The 20,307-nt window shown below is 64.8% G+C and carries 19 protein-coding genes and 1 pseudogene; 12 read left to right on the forward strand and 8 right to left on the reverse strand.

All coding sequences use genetic code 11. The features are described 5' to 3' along the window. Window positions 1–74 precede the first annotated feature (74 nt). Entirely contained in the window at window positions 75–446 is a 372-nt protein-coding gene (locus FS320_RS12065; RefSeq protein WP_162002948.1) for a DUF983 domain-containing protein, read from the forward strand. Continuing rightward, a complete protein-coding gene (locus tag FS320_RS12070; RefSeq protein ID WP_152711789.1) occupies window positions 446–1,177 on the forward strand; it encodes an SURF1 family protein in 732 nt (243 codons plus the stop codon). The genes FS320_RS12065 and FS320_RS12070 overlap by 1 nt, the downstream gene beginning before the upstream one ends. A gap of 11 nt (window positions 1,178–1,188) precedes the next feature. Here FS320_RS12070 and FS320_RS12075 read toward each other — a convergent pair whose 3' ends face one another. Continuing rightward, a complete protein-coding gene (locus tag FS320_RS12075; protein WP_152711791.1) occupies window positions 1,189–1,545 on the reverse strand; it encodes a hypothetical protein in 357 nt (118 codons plus the stop codon). Window positions 1,546–1,780: 235 nt separating this feature from the next. Here FS320_RS12075 and FS320_RS12080 point away from each other — a divergent pair, with 235 nt between their 5' ends. The 4 genes from FS320_RS12080 to FS320_RS12095 all read left to right on the forward strand — a co-directional run bounded on the left by FS320_RS12080 (window position 1,781) and on the right by FS320_RS12095 (window position 8,157). Next, complete coding sequence (locus tag FS320_RS12080) at window positions 1,781–2,308, forward strand: GNAT family N-acetyltransferase (RefSeq protein ID WP_152711792.1); 528 nt, start codon at window positions 1,781–1,783, stop codon at window positions 2,306–2,308. A 74-nt stretch (window positions 2,309–2,382) separates the two neighbouring features. Beyond that, a complete protein-coding gene (thrC, locus tag FS320_RS12085) occupies window positions 2,383–3,798 on the forward strand; it encodes a threonine synthase (RefSeq protein WP_162002947.1) in 1,416 nt (471 codons plus the stop codon). After that, window positions 3,795–5,078: a M16 family metallopeptidase gene (locus FS320_RS12090; RefSeq protein ID WP_152711794.1), complete on the forward strand. Its 1,284-nt coding sequence runs from the start codon at window positions 3,795–3,797 to the stop codon at window positions 5,076–5,078. Before thrC ends, FS320_RS12090 begins: the two co-directional genes overlap by 4 nt. 199 nt (window positions 5,079–5,277) lie before the next feature. Further along, on the forward strand, window positions 5,278–8,157 hold the full coding sequence (locus FS320_RS12095) for an EAL domain-containing protein (protein WP_152711796.1): 2,880 nt from the start codon (window positions 5,278–5,280) through the stop codon (window positions 8,155–8,157). 11 nt (window positions 8,158–8,168) lie between these two features. Here the strand turns inward: FS320_RS12095 and FS320_RS12100 are convergent, their stop codons facing one another. Next, window positions 8,169–8,780, reverse strand: a complete 612-nt coding sequence (locus tag FS320_RS12100) for a YqgE/AlgH family protein (protein ID WP_152711798.1) — start codon at window positions 8,778–8,780, stop codon at window positions 8,169–8,171. Between the two features lie 106 nt (window positions 8,781–8,886). On the opposite strand from FS320_RS12100, the gene FS320_RS12105 reads away from it, so the two are divergent. Both FS320_RS12105 and FS320_RS12110 read left to right on the forward strand, forming a co-directional pair. Continuing rightward, a complete protein-coding gene (locus FS320_RS12105) occupies window positions 8,887–9,714 on the forward strand; it encodes a protein-disulfide reductase DsbD domain-containing protein (RefSeq protein ID WP_162002946.1) in 828 nt (275 codons plus the stop codon). Window positions 9,715–9,755: 41 nt separating this feature from the next. Next, window positions 9,756–10,238, forward strand: coding sequence for a peroxiredoxin (locus FS320_RS12110; protein WP_152711801.1), 483 nt, complete (start codon window positions 9,756–9,758; stop codon window positions 10,236–10,238). Window positions 10,239–10,484: 246 nt separating this feature from the next. On the opposite strand, the gene rnhA is transcribed toward FS320_RS12110, so the two are convergent. Genes rnhA through ispH form a run of 3 tightly spaced genes read right to left on the reverse strand, consistent with a single transcriptional unit; the run spans window position 10,485 to window position 12,877 of the window. Beyond that, on the reverse strand, window positions 10,485–10,952 hold the full coding sequence (gene rnhA, locus FS320_RS12115) for a ribonuclease HI (RefSeq protein ID WP_152711803.1): 468 nt from the start codon (window positions 10,950–10,952) through the stop codon (window positions 10,485–10,487). Then, window positions 10,949–11,914, reverse strand: a complete 966-nt coding sequence (locus FS320_RS12120; RefSeq protein ID WP_162002945.1) for a homoserine kinase — start codon at window positions 11,912–11,914, stop codon at window positions 10,949–10,951. The genes rnhA and FS320_RS12120 overlap by 4 nt, the downstream gene beginning before the upstream one ends. A gap of 3 nt (window positions 11,915–11,917) precedes the next feature. Further along, window positions 11,918–12,877, reverse strand: coding sequence for a 4-hydroxy-3-methylbut-2-enyl diphosphate reductase (ispH, locus tag FS320_RS12125; protein ID WP_152711805.1), 960 nt, complete (start codon window positions 12,875–12,877; stop codon window positions 11,918–11,920). A gap of 295 nt (window positions 12,878–13,172) precedes the next feature. On the opposite strand from ispH, the gene FS320_RS12130 reads away from it, so the two are divergent. The 3 genes from FS320_RS12130 (at window position 13,173) to FS320_RS12140 (ending at window position 17,275) form a co-directional block, all read left to right on the forward strand. Next, a complete protein-coding gene (locus FS320_RS12130) occupies window positions 13,173–15,023 on the forward strand; it encodes a monovalent cation:proton antiporter-2 (CPA2) family protein (RefSeq protein ID WP_152711807.1) in 1,851 nt (616 codons plus the stop codon). 32 nt (window positions 15,024–15,055) lie between these two features. After that, window positions 15,056–16,402: an MATE family efflux transporter gene (locus FS320_RS12135; protein ID WP_244627104.1), complete on the forward strand. Its 1,347-nt coding sequence runs from the start codon at window positions 15,056–15,058 to the stop codon at window positions 16,400–16,402. A gap of 123 nt (window positions 16,403–16,525) precedes the next feature. After that, window positions 16,526–17,275, forward strand: a complete 750-nt coding sequence (locus tag FS320_RS12140) for a DUF937 domain-containing protein (protein ID WP_152711811.1) — start codon at window positions 16,526–16,528, stop codon at window positions 17,273–17,275. Here the strand turns inward: FS320_RS12140 and FS320_RS12145 are convergent. Further along, window positions 17,272–17,598 (reverse strand): DUF1127 domain-containing protein, encoded by a 327-nt coding sequence (locus FS320_RS12145; protein WP_152711813.1) that lies wholly within the window; start codon window positions 17,596–17,598, stop codon window positions 17,272–17,274. The genes FS320_RS12140 and FS320_RS12145 overlap by 4 nt on opposite strands. A gap of 311 nt (window positions 17,599–17,909) precedes the next feature. On the opposite strand from FS320_RS12145, the gene FS320_RS12150 reads away from it, so the two are divergent. Beyond that, complete coding sequence (locus FS320_RS12150) at window positions 17,910–18,824, forward strand: LysR substrate-binding domain-containing protein (RefSeq protein ID WP_244627105.1); 915 nt, start codon at window positions 17,910–17,912, stop codon at window positions 18,822–18,824. A 7-nt stretch (window positions 18,825–18,831) separates the two neighbouring features. On the opposite strand, the gene FS320_RS12155 is transcribed toward FS320_RS12150, so the two are convergent. Together FS320_RS12155 and FS320_RS45920 are read right to left on the reverse strand one after the other, a co-directional pair. After that, the gene (locus FS320_RS12155) at window positions 18,832–19,761 is read right to left on the reverse strand and encodes a DMT family transporter (RefSeq protein WP_152711815.1); all 930 of its coding nucleotides are present in this window, start codon (window positions 19,759–19,761) and stop codon (window positions 18,832–18,834) included. Window positions 19,762–20,008: 247 nt separating this feature from the next. Next, a pseudogene (locus FS320_RS45920) lies at window positions 20,009–20,307 on the reverse strand (hypothetical protein); the annotation flags it as partial.

Consider the following 20,307-nt stretch of genomic DNA (forward strand, 5'->3'; position numbering starts at 1 on the left):
GCCCTTCGCTTTTTGGGCTCCCCGGCACCATTGGCTCGGGAGTTCGTTGACCGGCAACCGTTTGGAGAAAAGCCGTGGCACACGATCCTTCCGCCCCTTCGCCCATCATCACCGGCCTCAAGGGCCTGTGCCCCCGCTGCGGCAAGGGACATGTGTTCAAGGGCTATCTGAAGGTTCAGACGAAATGCGAGGTCTGCGGCCTCGATCTCGCCTTCGCCGATACCGGCGACGGCCCGGCCTTCTTCGTCATGTCCATCGTCGGCATCGTGGTGGTGGCGCTCGCCCTCTGGGCCGAGTTCGCCTATTCCCCGCCGATCTGGCTCCATCTCGTCATGTGGTCCACTCTCAGCATCGTCTTGAGCCTCGCCCTCGTCCGTCCGCTGAAGGGCGTTCTGGTCGGCCTGCAATACCACCACAAGGCCGAGGAAGGGCGCTTCCAGAAGTGATGGCCGCCTCCCACAAGGCCCGCTCGCTGATCGTTCCCGGATTGGCGGCGCTGGTCGCCCTCGCCATCCTGATCGGCCTGGGCACCTGGCAGCTCCAGCGCAAGGCGTGGAAGGAAGACCTGATCGCGCAGATCGGGGCCCGGGCCTATGGCGAGCCCGGCGCCATCGTCCCGGAGGCGGACTGGGCCTCCTGGCGCGCCGATCAGGACGAGTTCCGCAAGGTGCGGCTGACCGGCTCCTTCCTGCACCCGTTCGAAGCCCCCGTTTACGGCCTCGCCCCCGGCGAGCGCCAGGGCGCGCCGATCCAGGGCTATTACCTGATCACGCCCCTGAAGCTCGCGAACGGCTCCATCGTGATGGTCAACCGAGGCTTCGTGCCCACGGACCTGCGCGACCCGGCCCGGCGCCCGGAGAGCCAGCCGCAGGGCGAGGTGACGGTCACCGGCCTCGTGCGTGCGCCCGAAGCCCGCAATCCCTTCACGCCCAGCGACGATCCCGCCCGGAACCAGTGGTTCGCGCGCGACCCCCAGGCGATTGCAGCGGCCCACAATCTCGAACGTGTCGCGCCCTTCCTGATCGACGCGGATGCCAGTCCCAACCCGGGCGGCTGGCCGCGGGGCGGCCAGACCCCGCTCACCCTGCCGAACAACCATCTGCAATACGCGGTCACCTGGTTCGGCATCGCGCTGACCCTGATCGGCGTCTTTACCGCCTTCGCCTGGGGCGGTTGAAGGGACCGGGTTCAGCCGAGTTGAAATAGGACGAAGAGGCCGAAGCCGAGGATGATCAGTCCGGCGCTGACGACCTTGGCGACGAACAGCCACGCCAGAAGAGCCTCGTTCTCGGCCTTCCGCTCCGCGCGCTCGGCGCGGGTCATGCCTTCCTGAGCCTTGAATTGCTGCGCATAGAGGGACGTCGTCATGTCGTTGCTGGTGGCACCATCTTTTTCGAGTTCGATGCGCTGGGCCATGACGCCGACGATAAGTCCGAGAATGCCCAATCCAAGGAAGCCCGCGAGCAGGAACGCGCCCACGACCACCCCCGCCAGCACGCCGACCAGAACGGGTAGCAGGATCCAGTCGATCCGGGTCATGCGCACGGGCGAAAGCCTCTCCGAACGAGACGAGCTTGGCTTATGATCCTCTGTAATATACCATGCCTCGCATGTTCACGCTCGTCATGACCGTAACCCATCTCACGATGGGCCTTGCAGGGCGCACGGGAGAGGCTTTGCGCGGTTAGACAAGCGTCGAGCATTCCCGGCAAGCCCTGCGGAGACGAGCAGGGCTTCTCGAAGGTTCGGTTCGCCTCCGCCTCATCCAGAGGAGAGCGACATGAACGCAGAACCAGCTGTCCATCCGCCCAATCCCACCGACGACGTCGTTATCCGTGCGGCGCGTCCTATCGATTGTGAAGGAATCGCCGCGCTGGGGAATATGCCCGGCTATCGCTGGGGCACTTTGCGCCTGCCCTATCAAAGCCCCGAAGAGACCCGCAAACGGCTTGAAGGCAATGGCCCCAACAATGTCAGTCTCGTGGTAGAGAAGAACGGCCGGATCATCGGTCTGGGCGGTTTCGAGCGCCTGCCCGGCCGCCGCTCCCATGCGGCCTATCTCGGCATGGGTCTGCATGACGACTTTCGCGGCCAAGGCATCGGCTCCCGGCTTTTGCGCGAAATCATCATGATCGCCGACGACTGGCTGAACCTGCGCCGGATCGAGCTCACGGTCTATGTGGACAACGCGCCGGCCATCGCGCTCTACAAGCGTAACGGTTTCGAGATCGAAGGCACCCACCGGGATTTCGCCTTCCGGGGCGGGGTCTTCGTCGATGCCTATGCCATGGCGCGGATAAAACCGTGAAATCTGCGACCGGATGCGGCTTGCCGCAACCGGTCCATACCCATAATGTCCGGCCGATTTCCAGGAGATCGAACGTGCTCCATGTCTCGACCCGGGGGGAAGCCCCCGCGCTCGGTTTCGCCGATGCCCTGCTGACCGGTCTTGCCCGGGACGGCGGCCTCTACCTGCCGGAAAGCTGGCCGACCCTGGCCCGGGAGACGATCCGGGGCTTTGCCGGCAAGCCCTATGCGGACGCCGCGAAGGCCGTGCTCGGGCCGCTCGTCGACGGCGACATCCCCGAGGCCACGCTCGGACGCATGATCGACGAGTCCTACGCGTCGTTCCGGCATGCGGCCGTCTGCCCGCTGACCCAGATCGGCGACAATCTCTTCGTGCTCGAGCTGTTCCACGGCCCCACGCTCGCCTTCAAGGACGTGGCGATGCAGCTTTTGGGCCGCCTCATGGATCACGTGCTCAAGGCCCGTGGAGCGCGGGCCACCATCGTCGGCGCCACCTCTGGCGATACCGGCAGCGCCGCGGTCGAGGCGTTCAAGGGCCTGGATCAGGTCGACATCTTCATCCTCTACCCCCATGGCCGCGTCTCGGACGTGCAGCGCCGGCAGATGACGACAGTAGCCTCGCCGAACGTGCATGCGCTCGCCGTCGAGGGCAACTTCGACGATTGCCAGAACATGGTGAAGGGCATGTTCAACCATGCCCGCTTCCGCGACGAGCTGCAGCTCTCCGGTGTGAACTCCATCAACTGGGCCCGCGTCGCCGCGCAGGCGGTCTATTACTTCACCGCCGCCGTCGCGCTCGGGTCGCCCTACCGCCCGGTTTCCTTCTCCGTGCCCACCGGCAATTTCGGCGACATTCTCGCCGGCTGGGCCGCCAAGCGGATGGGCCTTCCCGTCGAGCAGCTGATGATCGGCACCAATGCCAACGACATCCTGGCCCGCACGCTGGGCTCCGGTTCCTATGAGATCAAGGGCGTGCAGCCCACGACCTCGCCGTCCATGGACATCCAGATCTCGTCCAATTTCGAGCGCCTGCTGTTCGAGGCCTATGGCCGCGACGGCGGAGCGATCCGGCGCCTGATGGCGAACCTCAATCAGTCGCACGCTTTCATGATCGACGCACAGCCGCTGTCGCGCATCCGCGAGGAGTTCTCGGCTCGGGCCGTGAACGAGGACAGCGTCGTCGCCGAAATGGCCGAGACCTACCGCACGACCGGCTACGTGCTCGATCCGCACAGCGCCGTCGGCACCCGCGCCGGACGCGCCTTGCTCAATGAGAATCCCGAAACTCCCGTGGTGGCGCTTTCCACCGCTCATCCGGCCAAGTTCCCGGATGCGGTCGAGCGCGCGACGGGCGTTCGCCCCGCACTTCCGCCGCACATGGCTGATCTGATGGAGCGCAAGGAGAGCTTCACGGTTCTTCCCAACGACCAGGCTGCGGTCGAGCGCTTCATCCGCGAGCGCGCGCGGGCGGTCAAAGGCGCTGCCGCATGAATCAGCACTTCGTCCGCGAGAAGCGGGTCGACATCACCACCCTGTCCAACGGCCTGATGGTGGCGACCGAACGCATGCCCGAGATCGCCACCGCGACGCTCGGCGTCTGGGTCGGCACGGGCTCACGGCACGAGCGTCCCCATGAGCATGGCCTGTCGCACCTCATCGAGCACATGGCGTTCAAGGGAACGGCCCGCCGCTCCGCGCGCCAGATCGCCGAAGACATCGAGAATGTGGGCGGCGACATCAACGCCGCGACCAGCGTCGAATACACGAGCTACACCGCCCGCGTTCTCGGCGCGGACGTGGATGTCGCTCTCGATGTGCTCGGCGACATTCTCATCAATTCCGCCTTCGATCCCGGCGAGCTCGCCCGTGAAAAAGGTGTCATCCTGCAGGAATACGCCGCCGTCGAGGACACGCCCGACGACCTGATCTACGACGCCTTCATGGAAACGGCATTCTCGGGTCAGGCCGTCGGACGTCCGATCCTCGGCACGCCGGACACCATCAAAAGCTTCGACGAGGCGACGATCCGCGCCTTCCTGGCGCGGGAATACACACCGGGCAAGATGGTGCTCGCAGCCGCAGGCGATGTGGACCATGCTCAGATCGTCGACATGGCGGAACGCCTCTTCGGCGGCATGCCCGCAGTCGCCCCGCAGCAGCCGGAATCGGGACGCTACACGGGCGGGGAGAGGCGGATTTCACGCAAGCTCGAACAGGCCAATCTGGTGCTCGGATTGCCGGGCCTTTCGTTCAAGGATCCCGGTTATTACGCCGTCCATCTCTTCGCCCACATGCTCGGCGGCGGATTGACGTCGCGCCTCTGGCACGAGGTGCGCGAGACCCGGGGCCTCGCCTATTCGATCGATTCCTTCCACTGGCCCTTCTCCGATTGCGGTCTCTTCGGCATCGGCGCCGGAACGGCAGGCTCGGACGTGCGCGAGCTGATGGACGTCACGCTCGCCTGCATGGCTCAGGCGACCCAGGACATCAGCGAGATCGAACTCGTGCGCGCCAAGGCGCAGATGAAAGTCGCGCTCCTCACTGCTCTGGAGACACCCGGCGGCCGCATCGAGCGCGTAGCCCGCCAGCTCCTGTCCTGGGGACGCGTGGTGGCGAGCGAGGAGATCGTCAGGAAGGTCGATGCTCTTGAGGTAGAGCATGTGCGCGAAGCCGGACGTCGCCTGCTGCAGAGCGCACCCACGCTCGCGGCCATCGGCCCCATCAAAGGGCTGCCATCGCTGGACAGCATCGCCTCAGGGCTGCAGGGCTGAATTTTCCGCCACACCTTCCCTTTGGTCACGGGCGATTCTCCTCAATCCCGCCGCAAACTGGTCTCATGGCCACATAGTAACGATAACAAATGAGTCCTGCGGACAAGTGGTCAGCCTCCCCGGCTCCAGCTTGCTCTCAAGGCTCCTGACCGGTACCAATCCTGTTCCACTGTTTAGTACCGGACGAAAGACCGAAGCATTGCGGATCGTATCTTTCGCCATAGCCCTTCTTTTGGCGACATTCCTGGGGCTGGCTTTGCCGTCGACCGGCTGGGCGGTGGAATCCGTTCGCGTCGACCCCAAGATGAAGGCCATCGACCTCACCCCGGCCATCGAGCGCTACAACTCGGACGGGGACGAGATCAGGATCTCGACGGCGCCGGGGCGTGACGGCATCGTCCGCCGCATTGCCGTGAAGGCGCGTGAGGCCGGCACGCGGCCCGACTGGATCGTCTTCGCGCTCACCAACGATACCGACGAGCAGGTGGACCGCCTCCTCGTCGCTCCGCACTTTCGCCTCACCGGCTCCGGCGTTCTCTGGCCCGATCTCGGCGCGACCCGCATCGCGGCGATCACCGCGAGTCAGGGGATCAGGCCTGACCGCGACGACAGCGAGGATGCGGACATCTTCCTCATCACTCTCGATCCGGGCACGACCGTCACCTTCGTGGCGGAGCTGCGCTCCAACAACCTGCCCCAACTCCATCTGTGGGACGCGAATGCCTACAAGGACCGCATCAACGGGCTGACGCTCTACAAGGGCATCATTATCGGCATCGCGGGCCTTCTGGCCCTGTTCCTCACCATCGTCTTCGTGGTGAAGGGTGCCCTGATCTTCCCGGCGGCGGCGGCTTTGGCCTGGGCGGTGCTGGCCTATGCCTGCATCGATTTCGGGTTCTTCCAGCGCATCTTTCCGATAAGCGAGGCAACGGAGCAGATCTACCGCGCCGGTGCGGAGGCGGTGCTGTCGGCAACGCTCCTCGTCTTCCTTTTCGCCTATCTCAACCTGAACCGCTGGCACGTGCGCTACAGCCACGTGACGGCCTTCTGGCTTCTGTTCCTCGGAGCCATGGTGGCGCTCGCCATCGTCGATCCGCCGGTGGCCTCGGGCGTGGCCCGGATGTCCATTGCGGCCGTTGCCGGCATCGGCTTCGTCCTCGTGATCCATCTGGCGACGCACGGCTATGACCGCGCCGTGATGCTCGTCCCGACCTGGCTCCTTCTGGTGGCTTGGGTGACGGCGGCGAGCTTCACGGTCGTGGGCCAGCTCTCGTCGGATCTCGTCCCGCCTGCCCTCGTCGGCGGCCTTGTTCTGGTGGTCATGCTCATCGGCTTCACCGTGATGCAGCACGCCTTTGCCGGCGGCGCCTTCACCCGCGGCTTCGTGAACGACACGGAACGCCGGGCCCTGGCCCTGACGGGTGCCGGCGACATCGTGTTCGACTGGGACGTGGTTTCCGACAACATCTTCGTCAGCCCGGAGGTCGAACATCAGCTCGGGCTCAAGCGTGGCTCGCTCGAAGGCCCCGCCTCCGCCTGGCTCAACCTGATTCACCCCTTCGACAAGGACCGCTACCGGCTCGCCCTCGACGCGGTGATCGAGCAGCGCCGGGGCCGCCTGACCCAGGATTTCCGCCTGCGTTCTTCTTCGGGCACCCACAATTGGTTCCGCCTCAAGGCCCGCCCGGTGATCGGCTCGGACGGCGAGGTGCTGCGCATAGTCGGCACTCTTGCCGACGTCATGGACAGCAAGACCGCCGAGGAACGCCTGCTCTATGACGCGGTGCACGACAACCTGACGAGCCTGCCGAACCGGCAGCTTTTCTACGACCGATTGGAGGCGGCCCTCACCTACGCCAGCCAGGACGATTCGTTGCGTCCCACCGTTCTCGTCATCGACATCGACAAGCTGAAGGATGCGAATGCCACGGCGGGCTATGCCGCCGGCGACTCGGTGCTGCTCACCCTCTCCCGCCGCCTGAGCCGCGTGCTCAAGCCGCAGGACACTCTGGCGCGCATCTCGGGTGACGAGTTCGCGATCATCCTGCTTTCCGAGCGCGAACCGGATCGCATCATCTCCTTTGCCGACATGGTGCGGCGCGTCGTGACGACGCCCTTCACCTATGCGGAGCGTGAGATCTTCCTCACCGCCTCCATCGGCATTGCCCTGTACGATCCGCAGATCGCCGCACGGCGCGAAGAGGTGCTGCGGAACGCCGAGATCGCCATGGCTCATGCAAGGCGCCACGGTGGCGACCGGATCGAGGTCTTCCGGCCTACCATGCGCTCGGACCGCAGCGACCATTTCACGATGGAAACCGACCTTCGCCACGCGCTCGACCGCAACGAGATGAAGGTGCTGTTCAAGCCCATCGTGCGCCTGGAAGACCGGACCATCGCCGGGTTCGAATCCATGCTGCGCTGGGATCACCCGCGCCTCGGCCGCATCGGGCCCGAAGACTTCATGTCGATTGCCGAGGAAACCGGCCTCATCATCAAGTTGAGCGTCTTCCTGCTGGAGCAGACCGGGCGCGAACTCGCCGCCTGGCAGAACGCGCTCGAGGTCGAGCCGCCGATCTTCGCCAGCGTCAACATGTCGAGCCATCACCTGCTGCGCCACGATCTGCTGCAGGACGTGAAGACGGTCATCGCCCGCTCGGGCGTTATTCCCGGCACTCTCAAGATCGAGATGACCGAGAGCCTCGTGATGGAAAATCCGGAATACTCGGCCCAGATGCTCACGCGCCTGCGCGATCTCGGGGCAGGCCTCTCGCTCGACGATTTCGGCACGGGCTATTCCGCCCTCTCCTATCTGCAGCGCTTCCCATTCGACACGATCAAGGTGGACGAATCCTTCGTGCGCCTGATGGCTGCCGGCAAGCCCGTCATCCTGCGCTCCATCGTCAAGATGGCGCATGAGCTCGGCATGGCGATCGTGGCGGAAGGCGCAGAGAGCGAATCCGAGGCCATCGAGCTCTACCAGCTCGGCTGCGAATATGCGCAGGGTCCCGTGTTCGGAGAGCCGATGTCGACGCTGCAGGCCCGCCAACTCGTCGGCGCGGCCCCGGCGGCAGCCTAGAGCATCACTGTTTAGGCGTGGCCGGTTTCCATCGACAGCATGGCCGGCTCGATCCCGATCCGGCGCAGGGCCATCTCGTAGCGCAGATCGGCGGCGGTGTTGAAGATCAGCTCCGCGTCGGCCGGGCAATTGAGCCAGCCATTGGCCTGAAGCTCCATCTCGAGCTGTCCGGCGCCCCAGCCGGCATAGCCCAGTGCCAGCACGGCATTCTCCGGCCCGTCGCCGCGGGCAATGGCCCGCAGGATATCGATGGTTGCGGTCAGGCAGATGCTGTCGTCGATGGGCAGGGTCGATTGGGCGAGATGAAAGTCCGGCGAGTGGAGAACGAAGCCCCGGCTCGTCTCCACAGGCCCTCCCATCAGCACCTGCATGCTGCCCACCCTTTGCGGCAGCCGGATCCGCTCCGGTTCGGGAAGGATCTCGAGCTGCACCAGCAGATCCGGCATGTTCAGGTTGGCGGCGGGCCGGTTGAGGACGATCCCCATCGCGCCTTCCGCCGAATGGGCACAGACATAGATGACGGATCGCGCGAAACGCTCGTCCATCATGCCCGGCATGGCCACGAGGACCTGCCCATCCAAGTAAGGGGATTCGGTATCGTAGGGAGGAAGCTGAGAGCCCATATTCCAAATTCTGCCTTGCCGGACCTGCCGTCTGATCACAGGATCGTGGATGGCGGACCCGAAGATAAAACGCATAAGGGAAGCGCGTCAGGGAGGCGTCAGTTCCATGGCATTCATGCTCCGCACCGTTTCGGCCGCGATTTTTTCGATTTTGTCCTTTGCCGCGGTTGTCGCGCAACCGTCCAAGCCGTCCGCCGTCACCCAGGGTTTTCACTCTCAGGCCCGTCTGATCTCAGGCGGCCGGCAGGGCGATGTCTGGCTTGCCGGCATCGAGATCACCCTCGACCCGGGCTTCAAGACCTATTGGCGCAATCCGGGCGATTCCGGTCTGCCGCCCCGTTTCGACTGGTCGCGATCCGAGAATGTGGCCGGCGCTGACATCCGCTTTCCCGCCCCGTACCGGCACATGGATGCCGCGGGCGTGGCCTATGTGTACGGCAAGAAGGTCGCTCTGCCGGTCCTGGTCACGGCGAAGGACAGGGACAAGCCGGTCACGCTTGTGCTTTCGGCCGAATACGGGGTCTGCAAGGATATCTGCATCCCGGCCCGAGCGGATCTGACCCTCGACCTGACCCAGGATGGCCCGGACCGCAGCGTCATCGAGGCCGCTCTGGCGAAGGTGCCGCGCCCGCAGGCCTTGGGGGCGCAGGCCGATCTGTCCGTCCTCTCCGTCGAGCCCGCGATCCAGGACAAGCCAGCCTTCTCCGTCACGGTCCGTGCTCCGGAGGGCGCAAAACCCTCCCTCTTCGCCGAGGGCCCGGAGAACTGGTATCTCTCGACCTCCCTGCCCGACGACGCGAACCGCTTTACCGTGATCGTGGACGAAAAGCCCAAGGATGCCTCGGGCCCGGTTCCCGTGCGCCTGACCCTGGTGGCGGGCGGAAAGTCCGTCGAGACGGAAGTCAGCCTCGACGGCAACGGGCAACCGCGCTAGGGATGAAGCACTCAACGGCATCCCTTTGGAGTAATATGCCCATGCCCATCCAGGTTGGAGAACGCCTTCCCCAGGTCACCTTCCGCATCATGACGGCGGAGGGGCCCGTGGCCAAAACGACGGACGATCTGTTCAAGGGCCGCAAGGTGGTTCTCGTCGCCGTGCCCGGCGCCTTCACCCCGACCTGTCATCGCAACCATCTGCCCGGCTACGTGCAGAAGAAGGACGAGATCAAAGCCAAGGGCGTGGATTCCATCCTGGTGACCTCGGTCAACGACGTCTTCGTTCTGGAAGCCTGGAGCAAGGCCTCCGGCGCCGAAGGCATCGATTTTCTGTCCGACGGCAATGCCGATTTCGCCAAGGCCATCGGCCTCTCCATGGACGGCTCGGGCTTCGGCCTCGGCACGCGCTCGCAGCGCTATTCCATGGTTGTCGACGACGGCGTGGTGAAGGCGATCAACGTGGAGGACGCTCCCTCCAAGGCGCAGCATTCCGGCGCCGACAACATCATGAAGGATCTCTGATCGCTCTCAGGGCATATCCGGGAACGGAGTGCAACGGTGTCATTCCCGGCCGGAGCGCAGCGGAAGGGAAGGGAATCCATCAGCTCATCGCTTGATCGTGGATCCCCTTCCCTCGCCTGCGGCTCGCCGGGGATGACACCGTAGCGCCTCCTCGGCGCTGCGCATCAAACAAACGTCGTGGCCGGCACGAGGCCGGTGATGACGTGGGAGAGTGTCATTCTCGTCCGGCCTCACCAGCCGAAACGGTCAGACGCTGACCCTCCGGCCCTGCCTCTTGAACGGCTTCATGGCGGCAACGGCGAGTTCGTCGACGCAGATATTGGTCGGATCGTCCGCATGGCCCTTCACCCAGTGCCAAGCGACGTCGTGCCGGGACGCGGCTTCGTCGAGCTCCCGCCAGAGATCCTCGTTCTTCACCGGCTTGTTGTCGGCCGTGCGCCAGCCGCGCCGTTTCCAGTTGTGCATCCATTGCGTGATGCCTTGGCGGACATACTGGGAATCCGTGAACAGATCGACCGCGCAGGAACGCTTGAGGGCGTTCAAGCCCTCGATGGCCGCGCGGATTTCCATGCGGTTGTTGGTAGTATGCGCCTCCCCGCCGGAGACCTCCTTCTCGCTGCCCTTGAAGAACAGGATCGCGGCCCAGCCGCCCGGTCCAGGATTTCCCGAGCAGGCGCCGTCCGTGTAGATCATCACGCGCTCAGGTGTGCTCATGCGTCGAGTCCGTATTCGCGCGCATGCTTCACATGGCGGTGGAAGTTGAGCTTGCGGTCGTATTCCAGCGGGTCCTTCGGCTTCACCAGCGCACCCGGCGGCACGTTGAGCCAATCCACCAGCCGCGTCAGCATGAAGCGCATGGCCGATCCCCGGCAGAGCACCGGCAGGGCCTCGACTTCTCGCGGCTCGAGCCGGCGAACGGACTGATAGCCTGCGAGCATTGCCTGGCCCTTGGTCAGGTTGAACGAGGCGTCGATCTCGAAGCACCAGGCGTTGAGGCAGATCGCGACGTCGTAGGCGAAGGAATCCGTGCAGGCGAAGTAGAAATCGATCAGCCCCGAAACCTCGGCTCCGATGAAGAAGACGTTGTCCGTGAAGAGATCCGCGTGGATGATGCCGGAAGGGAGATCGCGGGGCCAGGCGTCCTGCAGGCCCGCGAGCTCGCGCCGCGTCCGTTCGGCGAGTCCGGAAGACACCGTGTCGGCCCGGGCCTCGGCCTGCGCGAAGAGCGGCGCCCAGGCTTCCAATGAGAGCGCATTGGGCCGCTGCATGGCAAAGTCCCGGCCTGCCAGATGCAGCTTCGCCAGCGCAGCGCCGAGCGCGCCGCAATGCTGCGCCGTGGGGCGGCGGACCGCGATACCGTCCAGGAAGGTGATGATGACCGCGGGCCGCCCGGCCACGCGGCCGAGAGGCTCGCCGTGGCGGTTGTTGACCGGCACCGGGCAATTCAGCCCCTTCAGCGCCAGATGCTGCATGAGGCCGAGGAAGAAGGGCAGATCGCCTTCCCGCACCCGCTTCTCGTAGAGGGTCAGAATGTACGAGCCCTGCGTGGTGTGAAGGAAATAGTTGGTGTTCTCCACGCCCTCGGCGATGCCCTTGTAGGAGAGCACCGTGCCGATATCGTAGGTTTCGAGGAAGGCCGAGAGCTCCTCGTCGCTGACTTCCGTATAGACCGCCACCGCTTACTCCGCCGCCTGCTCACGAAGCTCGCGAGGCAAAGGAAAGAACACGCTCTCATCGGCCGTCGACACGCTCTCGACCGACACCTCGTAGCGAGCCGCGAACGCGTCGATGATCTCCTCGACGAGGATCTCGGGTGCGGAAGCGCCGGCGGTGATGCCGAGGCTTCTGACATTGCCGAACAGGCTCCAGTCGATGTCCTCGGCCCGCAGGATCAGCCGGACCAGGGGGCAGCCTTCCCGCTCGGCGACCTCGCGCAAACGCTGGGAATTGGAGGAATTCGGCGAGCCCACCACGATCATGGCATCGACCTGGGGCGCCACGCGCTTGACCGCGCCCTGGCGGTTCGTGGTGGCGTAGCAGATGTCTTCCTTGTGCGGCCCGACGATGGATGGGAACCGCGCCTTCAGGGCCTCCACCATGTCCTGGGTATCGTCGACGGAGAGCGTCGTCTGGGTGACGAAGGCGAGATTGTCCGGGTCTGCAGGCTGCAGCCGGGCGATATCGTCCACGGTCTCGACCAGGGTGGCCGCTCCTTGAGGCAATTGCCCCATGGTGCCGATCACCTCCGGGTGCCCCGCATGGCCGATCAGGATGATGTGGCGGCCGCGCTTGTGGTGGACCTGCGCCTCCCGGTGCACCTTGGTCACCAGCGGACAGGTGGCATCGATCCCGAAGAGGTTGCGGACCTGCGCCGCCTCCGGCACCGACTTGGGGACCCCGTGGGCAGAAAAGATCACCGGAGCCTGTGTATCCGGCACCTCGTCGAGCTCCCGGACAAAGACCGCGCCCTTCCGCTTCAGGTTTTCCACGACATATTTGTTGTGCACGATCTCGTGGCGCACATAGACTGGCGCGCCGTGGATCGCGAGCGCCTTCTCGACCGCGTCGATGGCGCGGACGACCCCGGCGCAGAAGCCGCGCGGGGCACAGAGCAGAATGTCGAGAGAGGGCTTCGTCATGATCTGGCGATGTGGCGAGACGAGGCCCCTCCTGTCAAGCGGGAGCGACGCTTATTCGCGGCGGAGATGACGCTCTCCGGCGTCATGGCCGGGCCTGTCCCGGCCATCCCGACCCTGGGAGGCGCAGTGCTTTACGGATCGGGATCACCGGCACAGGGCCGGTGATGACGTGGAGTGGCCTTTCCGAACCTGTGCGATGAGGCACGAAGCGGGGCTGTTCCCCTCAAGAAACGCTCGCTCTTGACCATAAGAATCCCTAGAAAGGTGCAACAGCCCTTCATTTCCCTGATTGCTCATGGCCTCCACCGCATCCCACGTCAGCTTCCTTCCACCCATCCTGACCTTCTGCGGGGCGGCGGTTGTGGCCGTGCCCGTGTTCCGCCTCTTGGGACTGAGCGCCGTGTTGGGCTATCTCGCGGCCGGCGTCGCCATCGGCCCGTCGGGCCTGAGCCTGGTGGAGGACCCGGAGACCATCGCGACGGTCGCGGAACTGGGCGTGGTGCTGCTTCTGTTCATCATCGGGCTCGAACTGAAGCTGTCCCATCTCTGGGAGATGAAGCGGGACATTTTCGGCCTCGGCTTCGCTCAGCTGACCGTGACGGCCCTCTGCCTCGGTGCCGCTGCCTACGCCATCGGCTTCTCGCCCAAGGCGTCCTTCGTCACGGGCGTCGCCGTCGCGCTTTCGGCGACGGCCATCGCCCTGCAGATGCTGGGCGAGAGAAACGATCTGCCGACCCCTTACGGCCAGCGCTCCTTCGCGATCCTGCTGTTCCAGGATCTGTCCGTCGTTCCGCTCCTGGCCATCCTGCCGCTTCTCGCCTCCGGGGCGGCTGCGGATCATGGTTCACTCATGGATCGCCTCCTGGCAGTCGGCGAAGCGCTTCTCGGCATCACAGCCGTCGTGCTGATCGGCCGTTACGGGCTCAATCCCTTCTTCCGTATCCTCGCCCGCAGCGGCGCCCGCGAGGTCATGACCGCCTCGGCGCTGCTTGTGGTGCTCGGCGCCGCCCTGCTCATGCAGGAGGTCGGCCTCTCCATGGCGATGGGTGCGTTCCTCGCAGGATTGCTGCTCGCGGAATCGAATTTTCGCCACCAGCTCGAAGCCGATATCGAGCCGTTCCGCGGCATGCTACTCGGCCTGTTCTTCATGAGCGTGGGCATGTCGATCGATCTGGCCCTCGTTCGCGAGCAATGGGTGCTGCTCGCCATCGCGGCACCTGCAATCATCATCGGCAAGAGCCTTCTCATCGCCGTCCTTTCGAAGCTGTTCGGCGCAAGCTGGCGCGATGGCCTTCGGTCGGGAACGCTTCTGTGCACGGCGGGCGAATTCGCCTTCGTCCTTCTCCCTGTTGCGATGGGGCTCGGCGTCATGTCTCCGGCCGAGGCGCAGCCGGTCACGGCGCTCGCCGCCATCACGATGCTGCTGGGCCCGCTCCTGTCGACCTTCGTCGAGAAGATGGTCGCCAGGAGCGGCGAGAACGAGGAAGACCCGGATCTGCAGGGACTTCCCGGTCAGGAAGGCGAGCTTGAGAGCCGCGTTCTCGTGATCGGCTTCGGCCGCTTCGGGCAGATCGTGAACCAGGTTCTGCTGGCGCAGGGCATTCACGCGACCGTGATAGACAAGGATGTCGAGCGCATCCGCGATGCGGGGCGCTTCGGGCTCCAGGTCTATTACGGCGACGGCACCCGCCTCGACGTGCTGCGCGCGGCCGGTGCAGAGAAGGCCGAGATGATCTGCATCTGCATCGACGATCAGGAAGCGATGATGAAGATCATTGAGATCATTCATGAGAACTTCCAGAACGCCCGCAGCTTCGTGCGCGCCTTCGATCGCATTCACGCCATCGAGCTCATGAACCGGGATGTGGATTATCAGATCCGCGAGGTGTTCGAATCCGCCATCGTCTTCGGGCGGGCGGCGCTCGAGGAACTCGGGACCGAGCCCGATGCGGCGGCTTCCGCGGCCAACGATGTGCGCAAGCGCGATATCGCGCGCCTCGTGCTGCAGAAGGAAGTCGGCACCATGGGCGGCGCCGAGCTCGTGGTGGGCGCCAAGATCACCCCGGAACCGCTTACGGTTCCCACGAGCAGGGCCAGGGCCCTCAGCCCGGAGACGCGAGACATCCTTGGCGAAGGCGTGACGTGATGGATGCTGAGCCTTCGGTGAAGAAAACCGACATGACGAGTGAGTCACCGCGCTTCGTGGTCGGCTCGACCATGCGCCACGTTCTCGTCATGACGGGAACGGCAGCAGCCGGCCTCATTGCGATCTTCATCGTCGACCTCGTTTCGCTGCTCTACATCTCCTGGCTGCACGATCCGAGCCTGACGGCCGGCGTCGGCCTCGCCACAGTGGTGATGTTCTTCACGGTCTCGATCAATGTGGGCCTGATGATTCCCATCGGAGCGCTCGTCTCGCGCTCCCTCGGGGCGCGCCGGCCCGACGATGCGCGCCGCCTGGCGACCTCGTGCAGCATCCTCATGGCGGCAGTCGCAGCCCTCGTGAGCCTGATCATTCTGCCTCTGCTGCCGTTGATCCTGGGTACGATGGGCGCACGCGACGAAGCCTACGAGGTCGCGAAGAGCTTCCTCTGGATCGCGCTGCCGACGAACGTTCTTATGGCCATCGGCATGGCGTTCTCCACCGTCCTGCGCGCTGCGGGCGATGCCAAGCGCAGCATGTATGCCAGCCTGTCCGTGGCAGCCGTCACGGTCGTTCTCGATCCAATTCTCATCTTCGGACTGGGCCTGAAGGCCAACGGCGCGGCGCTGACCATCAACATCGCGCGCGTTGCCTATGTCTATGTGGCCTTCCTTTACCTCACTCGTGCCCACCACCTTCTGGCCCCGCCCGACTGGACGTCGATCGCCGGTGATGCGCGGTCGTTCTTTTCCATTGCGATCCCGGCTATCCTCACCAATATCGCGGCTCCCATCGCCAACGCCTTCTTCATGGGGGTGATGGCGCAGTTCGGCGATCAGGCGATTGCCGCCTCGGCGATCATCGACAGGGTCACGCCCGTGTCCTTCGCGGGCGTCTTTGCGCTCGCCGGAGCCATCGGCCCTGTGCTCGGGCAGAACTGGGGCGCGCAGCGCTATGACCGCATGAAGCAGACCCTCAAGGACGCACTGATCTTCACGGTGGCCTATGTCGGCAGCATGTGGCTGATCCTGTTTCTCGTGCGAGTCCCGATCTCCCAAGCTTTCAATGCACCGCCGGCAACGGCCGAGATCGTCCAGTTCTTCTGCCAGCTCAGCGGCTTCATCTGGTTCTTCGTCAGCCTCGTCTTCGTGGCCAACGCCTCGTTCAACAACCTCGGCTATCCCCTGCTCTCCACCTTCTTCAACTGGGGACGGGCCACGCTGGGCATGATTCCCTTCGCCTATTTCGGGGCCCAGATCGGCGGCCCCAAGGGGGCCCTCCTGGGGATCGGCGCGGGATCCGTGGTGTTTGGAATTGCAGCCGTCATCACTGCGTTCTGGACAATCCGGCGTTTGGAGAGGCAAGCTGTTCGAGCCGTGTGACGTTCCAGGCGCATCGGGCTCAAAATGTGGATCCGGTTTTTCGCTTACGCGGCCCTTCGGGTCGCACACAACGATGCGCCGGCCTAAGAAGAGCCGCAGGCGTTTCAATTCGAGGAGGCTGCCATGTTCAACTGGTTCGACCTGATGCGCCAAGCCCAGACCAATGCAGCCCTGGCCTCCCTCGCGCAGCAGTTTAACCTTTCAGGTGATCAGACGCAGAAGACCATGGCGGCCTTCATGCCGGCCTTTGCCATGGGGCTGCAGCACGCCACCACGTCCAGCGATCCTGCCCGCCTGTTCCAATCCATGATGAGCGGCGCCTACCAGAATTTCTGGCAGGCCGCTGGCAACCCTTTCACCCCGCAGGCGCAGCAGGAAGGACGACGGCTGCTCAACCAGCTCTTCGGCTCCGACGAGATCAGCCGCCGCGTGGCACATCAGGCCGCCGACTACGCGGGCGTCAGCACCGAGACCATGCAGCAGTTGCTGCCGGTTCTCGCCGGTATCATGGCGGGAGGCATGTCGCATTGGATGACGGCGCACGCGCATGCGATCCAGTCCATGGCATCCTCCAAGGACGGCGCGAAAGACAAGCCAAGCGGCGCCGTCAACCCTTGGGCGGATCTCTGGGCAGGCTGGACGACCGCGACGGCGCCCGAGAAGAAGCATGCCAATCCGTTCGAGGACATGATGGCAAGCGTTCTGCAGATGCAGATTCCGCAACCGCCCAAGCAAGCGCCCAAGGAGGAGCCGCGACCCTCGCCGTCCTTCGACGAGATGATGGAAAAAGGACGCGAGATGCAGTTGCAGTATCTCGCGTCCCTGCAATCGATCTTCAGCGATGCCTGGAAGACGGATTCTTCGAAGTCCTAGGCGCAGTGCTTGACCGGCGTCACCATGGGAACCACGGGTCGGGCCTGCCTGGCCGAGTAGTCGGGCTTTTCAGCGCGGGAATGTCGCTCCGCACTTCGAATCAGCACCCATGACGGATTGCGCGTGAACGGCTCGGCGAGCGCGCTCGACACATCGTTGCGCGTCAACCCGATATCCTTGAGCATCCTGTCGTCGAACTCGGCGAGATGTTTGACCTCCCGGCGGTGCCTCAACGCTTGCGTGAGAGCGACGAACGAACGGGTGAACTGCTTCAGGGCAGCCATTCCTGAGAAGGGCGTCGTCGAAAATGCAGACCGGTTCATCGGAGGTCTCCTTGCTCTCTCGGTCAGGTCATCGGTTTTGGAACGCTGTGGAACGGGCGTTACAGGGTGTCACAGGGCGTCACAGCGTGTTGCAGCCCGTGTACCAGGAGCGTTCCAGGGGGTGAGGCTGGACCGTACCAGCCTCTGTTCCAACGAACATTCCACGGCGTTCCACGATGTTTCATGGAGGCCCCTGTCAATGAGCTTCCATTTAACGCCTTGTTTATCCTGATTCATTTCCCAGGATGTGGAAGATCGTACCAAAGGCATTTCATCACTTGAAACGATTGTTTGAGATATGTATCATCAACATGATTGATGATGAGGGCGTCGCCATGCATCTGCTTGATATCGACCAGCTTCGGACCTTCGTGGCCATTGCGGATACCGGTTCGTTCACCCGCGCGGCGGAGATCGTGCACAAGACGCAGAGCGCGGTGTCCATGCAGATGAAGCGGCTGGAGGACCGGGTCGGCAAGACGATCTTCGAGCGCGACGGGCGCCTGTCGAAGCTCACCGACGAAGGCGAGCGCCTGCTCGACTACGCGCGCCGGATCGTGCGGCTCAATTCCGAATGCATGGCCTCCTTCAACGACAACGAGCTCACCGGCCGCGTGCGCCTTGGGCTCCCCGACGATTACGCCGACCGCTACCTGCCGGAGATTCTGGCCCGCTTCTCGCGCTCCAACCCGAAGGCCGAGGTGACGGTGGTGTGCGAGCCCAGCCACAACCTGATCGAGCGGGTGCAGCACAGCGACCTAGATCTCGCGATCATCACCCATGTGGACCGGCGCGGCCCGTCCGAGATCGTGCGCATCGAGCAGCTGCTCTGGGTGACCTCGGCCCGCCACGGGGTGCACGAGGAAAGCCCGGTCCCGCTGGCGCTCGGCCGCCCCAATTGCGACTGGCGCCACTCGGCCACGGAAGTGCTGGAAAGCGCCGACCGCACCTTCCGCGTCGCCTATGTGAGCTACCACTCGACGGCCGTGGGCGCGGCCGTGCTGGCGGGGCTTGCGGTCTCGGTCCTGCCGGAGAGCGCCGTGCGCCCCGGCATGCGGATCCTCGGACCGTCCGACGGCTTCCCGGCCCTGCCCTCGTGCAAGATCGGCCTCATCCGCGCCCGCGGCGAGGAGAACCCGCTCGCGGATGCCCTGGGCGTTCACATCAAGCAGTCGCTCGACAATCTCGGCTCGACGCGCACGATGGCGCCGCTCGCGGCCGAATAGACGACGCTCACTTGGCCGCGGGCCGGCGCAGCACGAGCACGTTGCCGGCGAGCGCCAGCACGACGCCGATCACGGCGAGCGGCGTCCACACATAGCCCTCGAGCAGGGTCGAGACCGTGAGCGCCACGATGGGGAACAGCACCGTGGCGTAGCCCGCTCGCGCGGCCCCGAGCCGCCGCAGCAGGGTGAGGTACGACATGAAGGCCAGCACCGACGCGCCGATGGACAGGTAGAGCAGCGAGCCGATGTATTTCAGCGTCGGCTCGATGATGAAGGCGTTGCCGCGCAAGAGGTTCAGCGCCAGCAGCACCGCGCAGCCATAGGTCATGGCCCAGGCGGTGGCGGAGAGAAGCGGCGCGCCCCGGCGCTGCACGACCGTCGAGATCATGTTGCCCGAGCAGAAGAACAGCGTGCCCATCACGCAGAGCCCGAGGCCTTTCAGCGCCGCCGCGTTGAAGCCCGCGCCGGTGATTTCCGGCCAGAACAGGAACACGATTCCCGCAACCCCGATCACGCCGCCGAGCGCCACCCGCGGCTCGACCTTCTGCCGGAAGATCACGAAGCCGAGACCTAAGTTGAACACGGAGGCGAGCGAGAACACCACCGAGAGCAGCGCGGAGGGAACGCTCAAACCGCCGTAATAGAACGAGATGAAGTTGAACGAGAACAGGCAGCAGCCCACGGCTGCGAAGCGCAGGTGATCGGCGAGCGGAAAGCGCACCCGGTGCCCGGTGGCGAGCACCCAGACCCACATGAGCGCGGCCGCGAGCAGGAACCGCCACAGCACCGACATCTCCGGCGCCACGACGCCGAGCTGCGCCCGGATGCCGATCCAGCTCACGCCCCACAGGAACACGGTGGCCGCATAGAGCCCGAGGGTCGTCCCGTCGATTCCCTTCAGGTTCTGCGCGGGCATGGCGGCGCTGGCGTGACTCATGGCATTCCCGTCCCATTTGAGACAACCGGGATACGCTCAGCCACGCATCAGCACAAATGATGAAATCTGATCGATTGCGCTTGCAGCGGTGATGAAACACGCGGCAAACGGCTGCCAACCTGAAACAGGGGCTGTGACACCCCCCTGAAACGGGCTGTGACGGGGCAGGGGCTGTGACGCGTCACAGCCCCTGCCCCGGTCTCGATCGCCGCCCCGGCGGATGGGGGCGCGACCCGGGCCGAGGCCCCTACCCGGCGACCCGTCCCTTCACCGCCCAGGCCCGCACCGCCAGCAGGATCTCGCCGTCGGGTCCGGTCGGAAGCCGCCGGCGCACGCTCTCCCGCACTTGCTCGCGCAACGGCTCGTCGAGGGACTGGCAGACCGTATGTTCGTTGCCGGCGGAGGTGGCTCGTCCCAAGCTATGCGATGAGCGAGGGTTGCGCTGGATGGGCCGGCGCCGAGCCTCCCGCACAGGGGACGAGCCATGCAGCAGAAGAGCAAAGTGTTTGTCGGTCTGGATACCTCGAAACTGAAGATCTCCGTCGC

Origin of the sequence: Microvirga tunisiensis, from assembly GCF_009296175.1 — a bacterium.
In the GTDB taxonomy this organism is placed as follows: domain Bacteria; phylum Pseudomonadota; class Alphaproteobacteria; order Rhizobiales; family Beijerinckiaceae; genus Microvirga; species Microvirga tunisiensis.

Excerpts from the sequence above, each read along its gene's own strand:
- FS320_RS12070 (WP_152711789.1), top strand. The coding sequence starts at position 446 with ATGGCCGCCTCCCACAAGGCCCGCTCGCTGATCGTTCCCGGATTGGCG.
- FS320_RS12080 (WP_152711792.1), top strand. The coding sequence starts at position 1,781 with ATGAACGCAGAACCAGCTGTCCATCCGCCCAATCCCACCGACGACGTC.
- rnhA (WP_152711803.1), bottom strand. The coding sequence starts at position 10,952 with ATGAGCACACCTGAGCGCGTGATGATCTACACGGACGGCGCCTGCTCG.
- FS320_RS12105 (WP_162002946.1), top strand. The coding sequence starts at position 8,887 with ATGGCATTCATGCTCCGCACCGTTTCGGCCGCGATTTTTTCGATTTTG.
- FS320_RS12150 (WP_244627105.1), top strand. The coding sequence starts at position 17,910 with ATGATTGATGATGAGGGCGTCGCCATGCATCTGCTTGATATCGACCAG.
- FS320_RS12155 (WP_152711815.1), bottom strand. The coding sequence starts at position 19,761 with ATGAGTCACGCCAGCGCCGCCATGCCCGCGCAGAACCTGAAGGGAATC.
- FS320_RS12135 (WP_244627104.1), top strand. The coding sequence starts at position 15,056 with ATGACGAGTGAGTCACCGCGCTTCGTGGTCGGCTCGACCATGCGCCAC.
- FS320_RS12140 (WP_152711811.1), top strand. The coding sequence starts at position 16,526 with ATGTTCAACTGGTTCGACCTGATGCGCCAAGCCCAGACCAATGCAGCC.
- FS320_RS12145 (WP_152711813.1), bottom strand. The coding sequence starts at position 17,598 with ATGAACCGGTCTGCATTTTCGACGACGCCCTTCTCAGGAATGGCTGCC.
- FS320_RS12130 (WP_152711807.1), top strand. The coding sequence starts at position 13,173 with ATGGCCTCCACCGCATCCCACGTCAGCTTCCTTCCACCCATCCTGACC.
- FS320_RS12110 (WP_152711801.1), top strand. The coding sequence starts at position 9,756 with ATGCCCATCCAGGTTGGAGAACGCCTTCCCCAGGTCACCTTCCGCATC.
- ispH (WP_152711805.1), bottom strand. The coding sequence starts at position 12,877 with ATGACGAAGCCCTCTCTCGACATTCTGCTCTGTGCCCCGCGCGGCTTC.
- FS320_RS12100 (WP_152711798.1), bottom strand. The coding sequence starts at position 8,780 with ATGGGCTCTCAGCTTCCTCCCTACGATACCGAATCCCCTTACTTGGAT.
- FS320_RS12090 (WP_152711794.1), top strand. The coding sequence starts at position 3,795 with ATGAATCAGCACTTCGTCCGCGAGAAGCGGGTCGACATCACCACCCTG.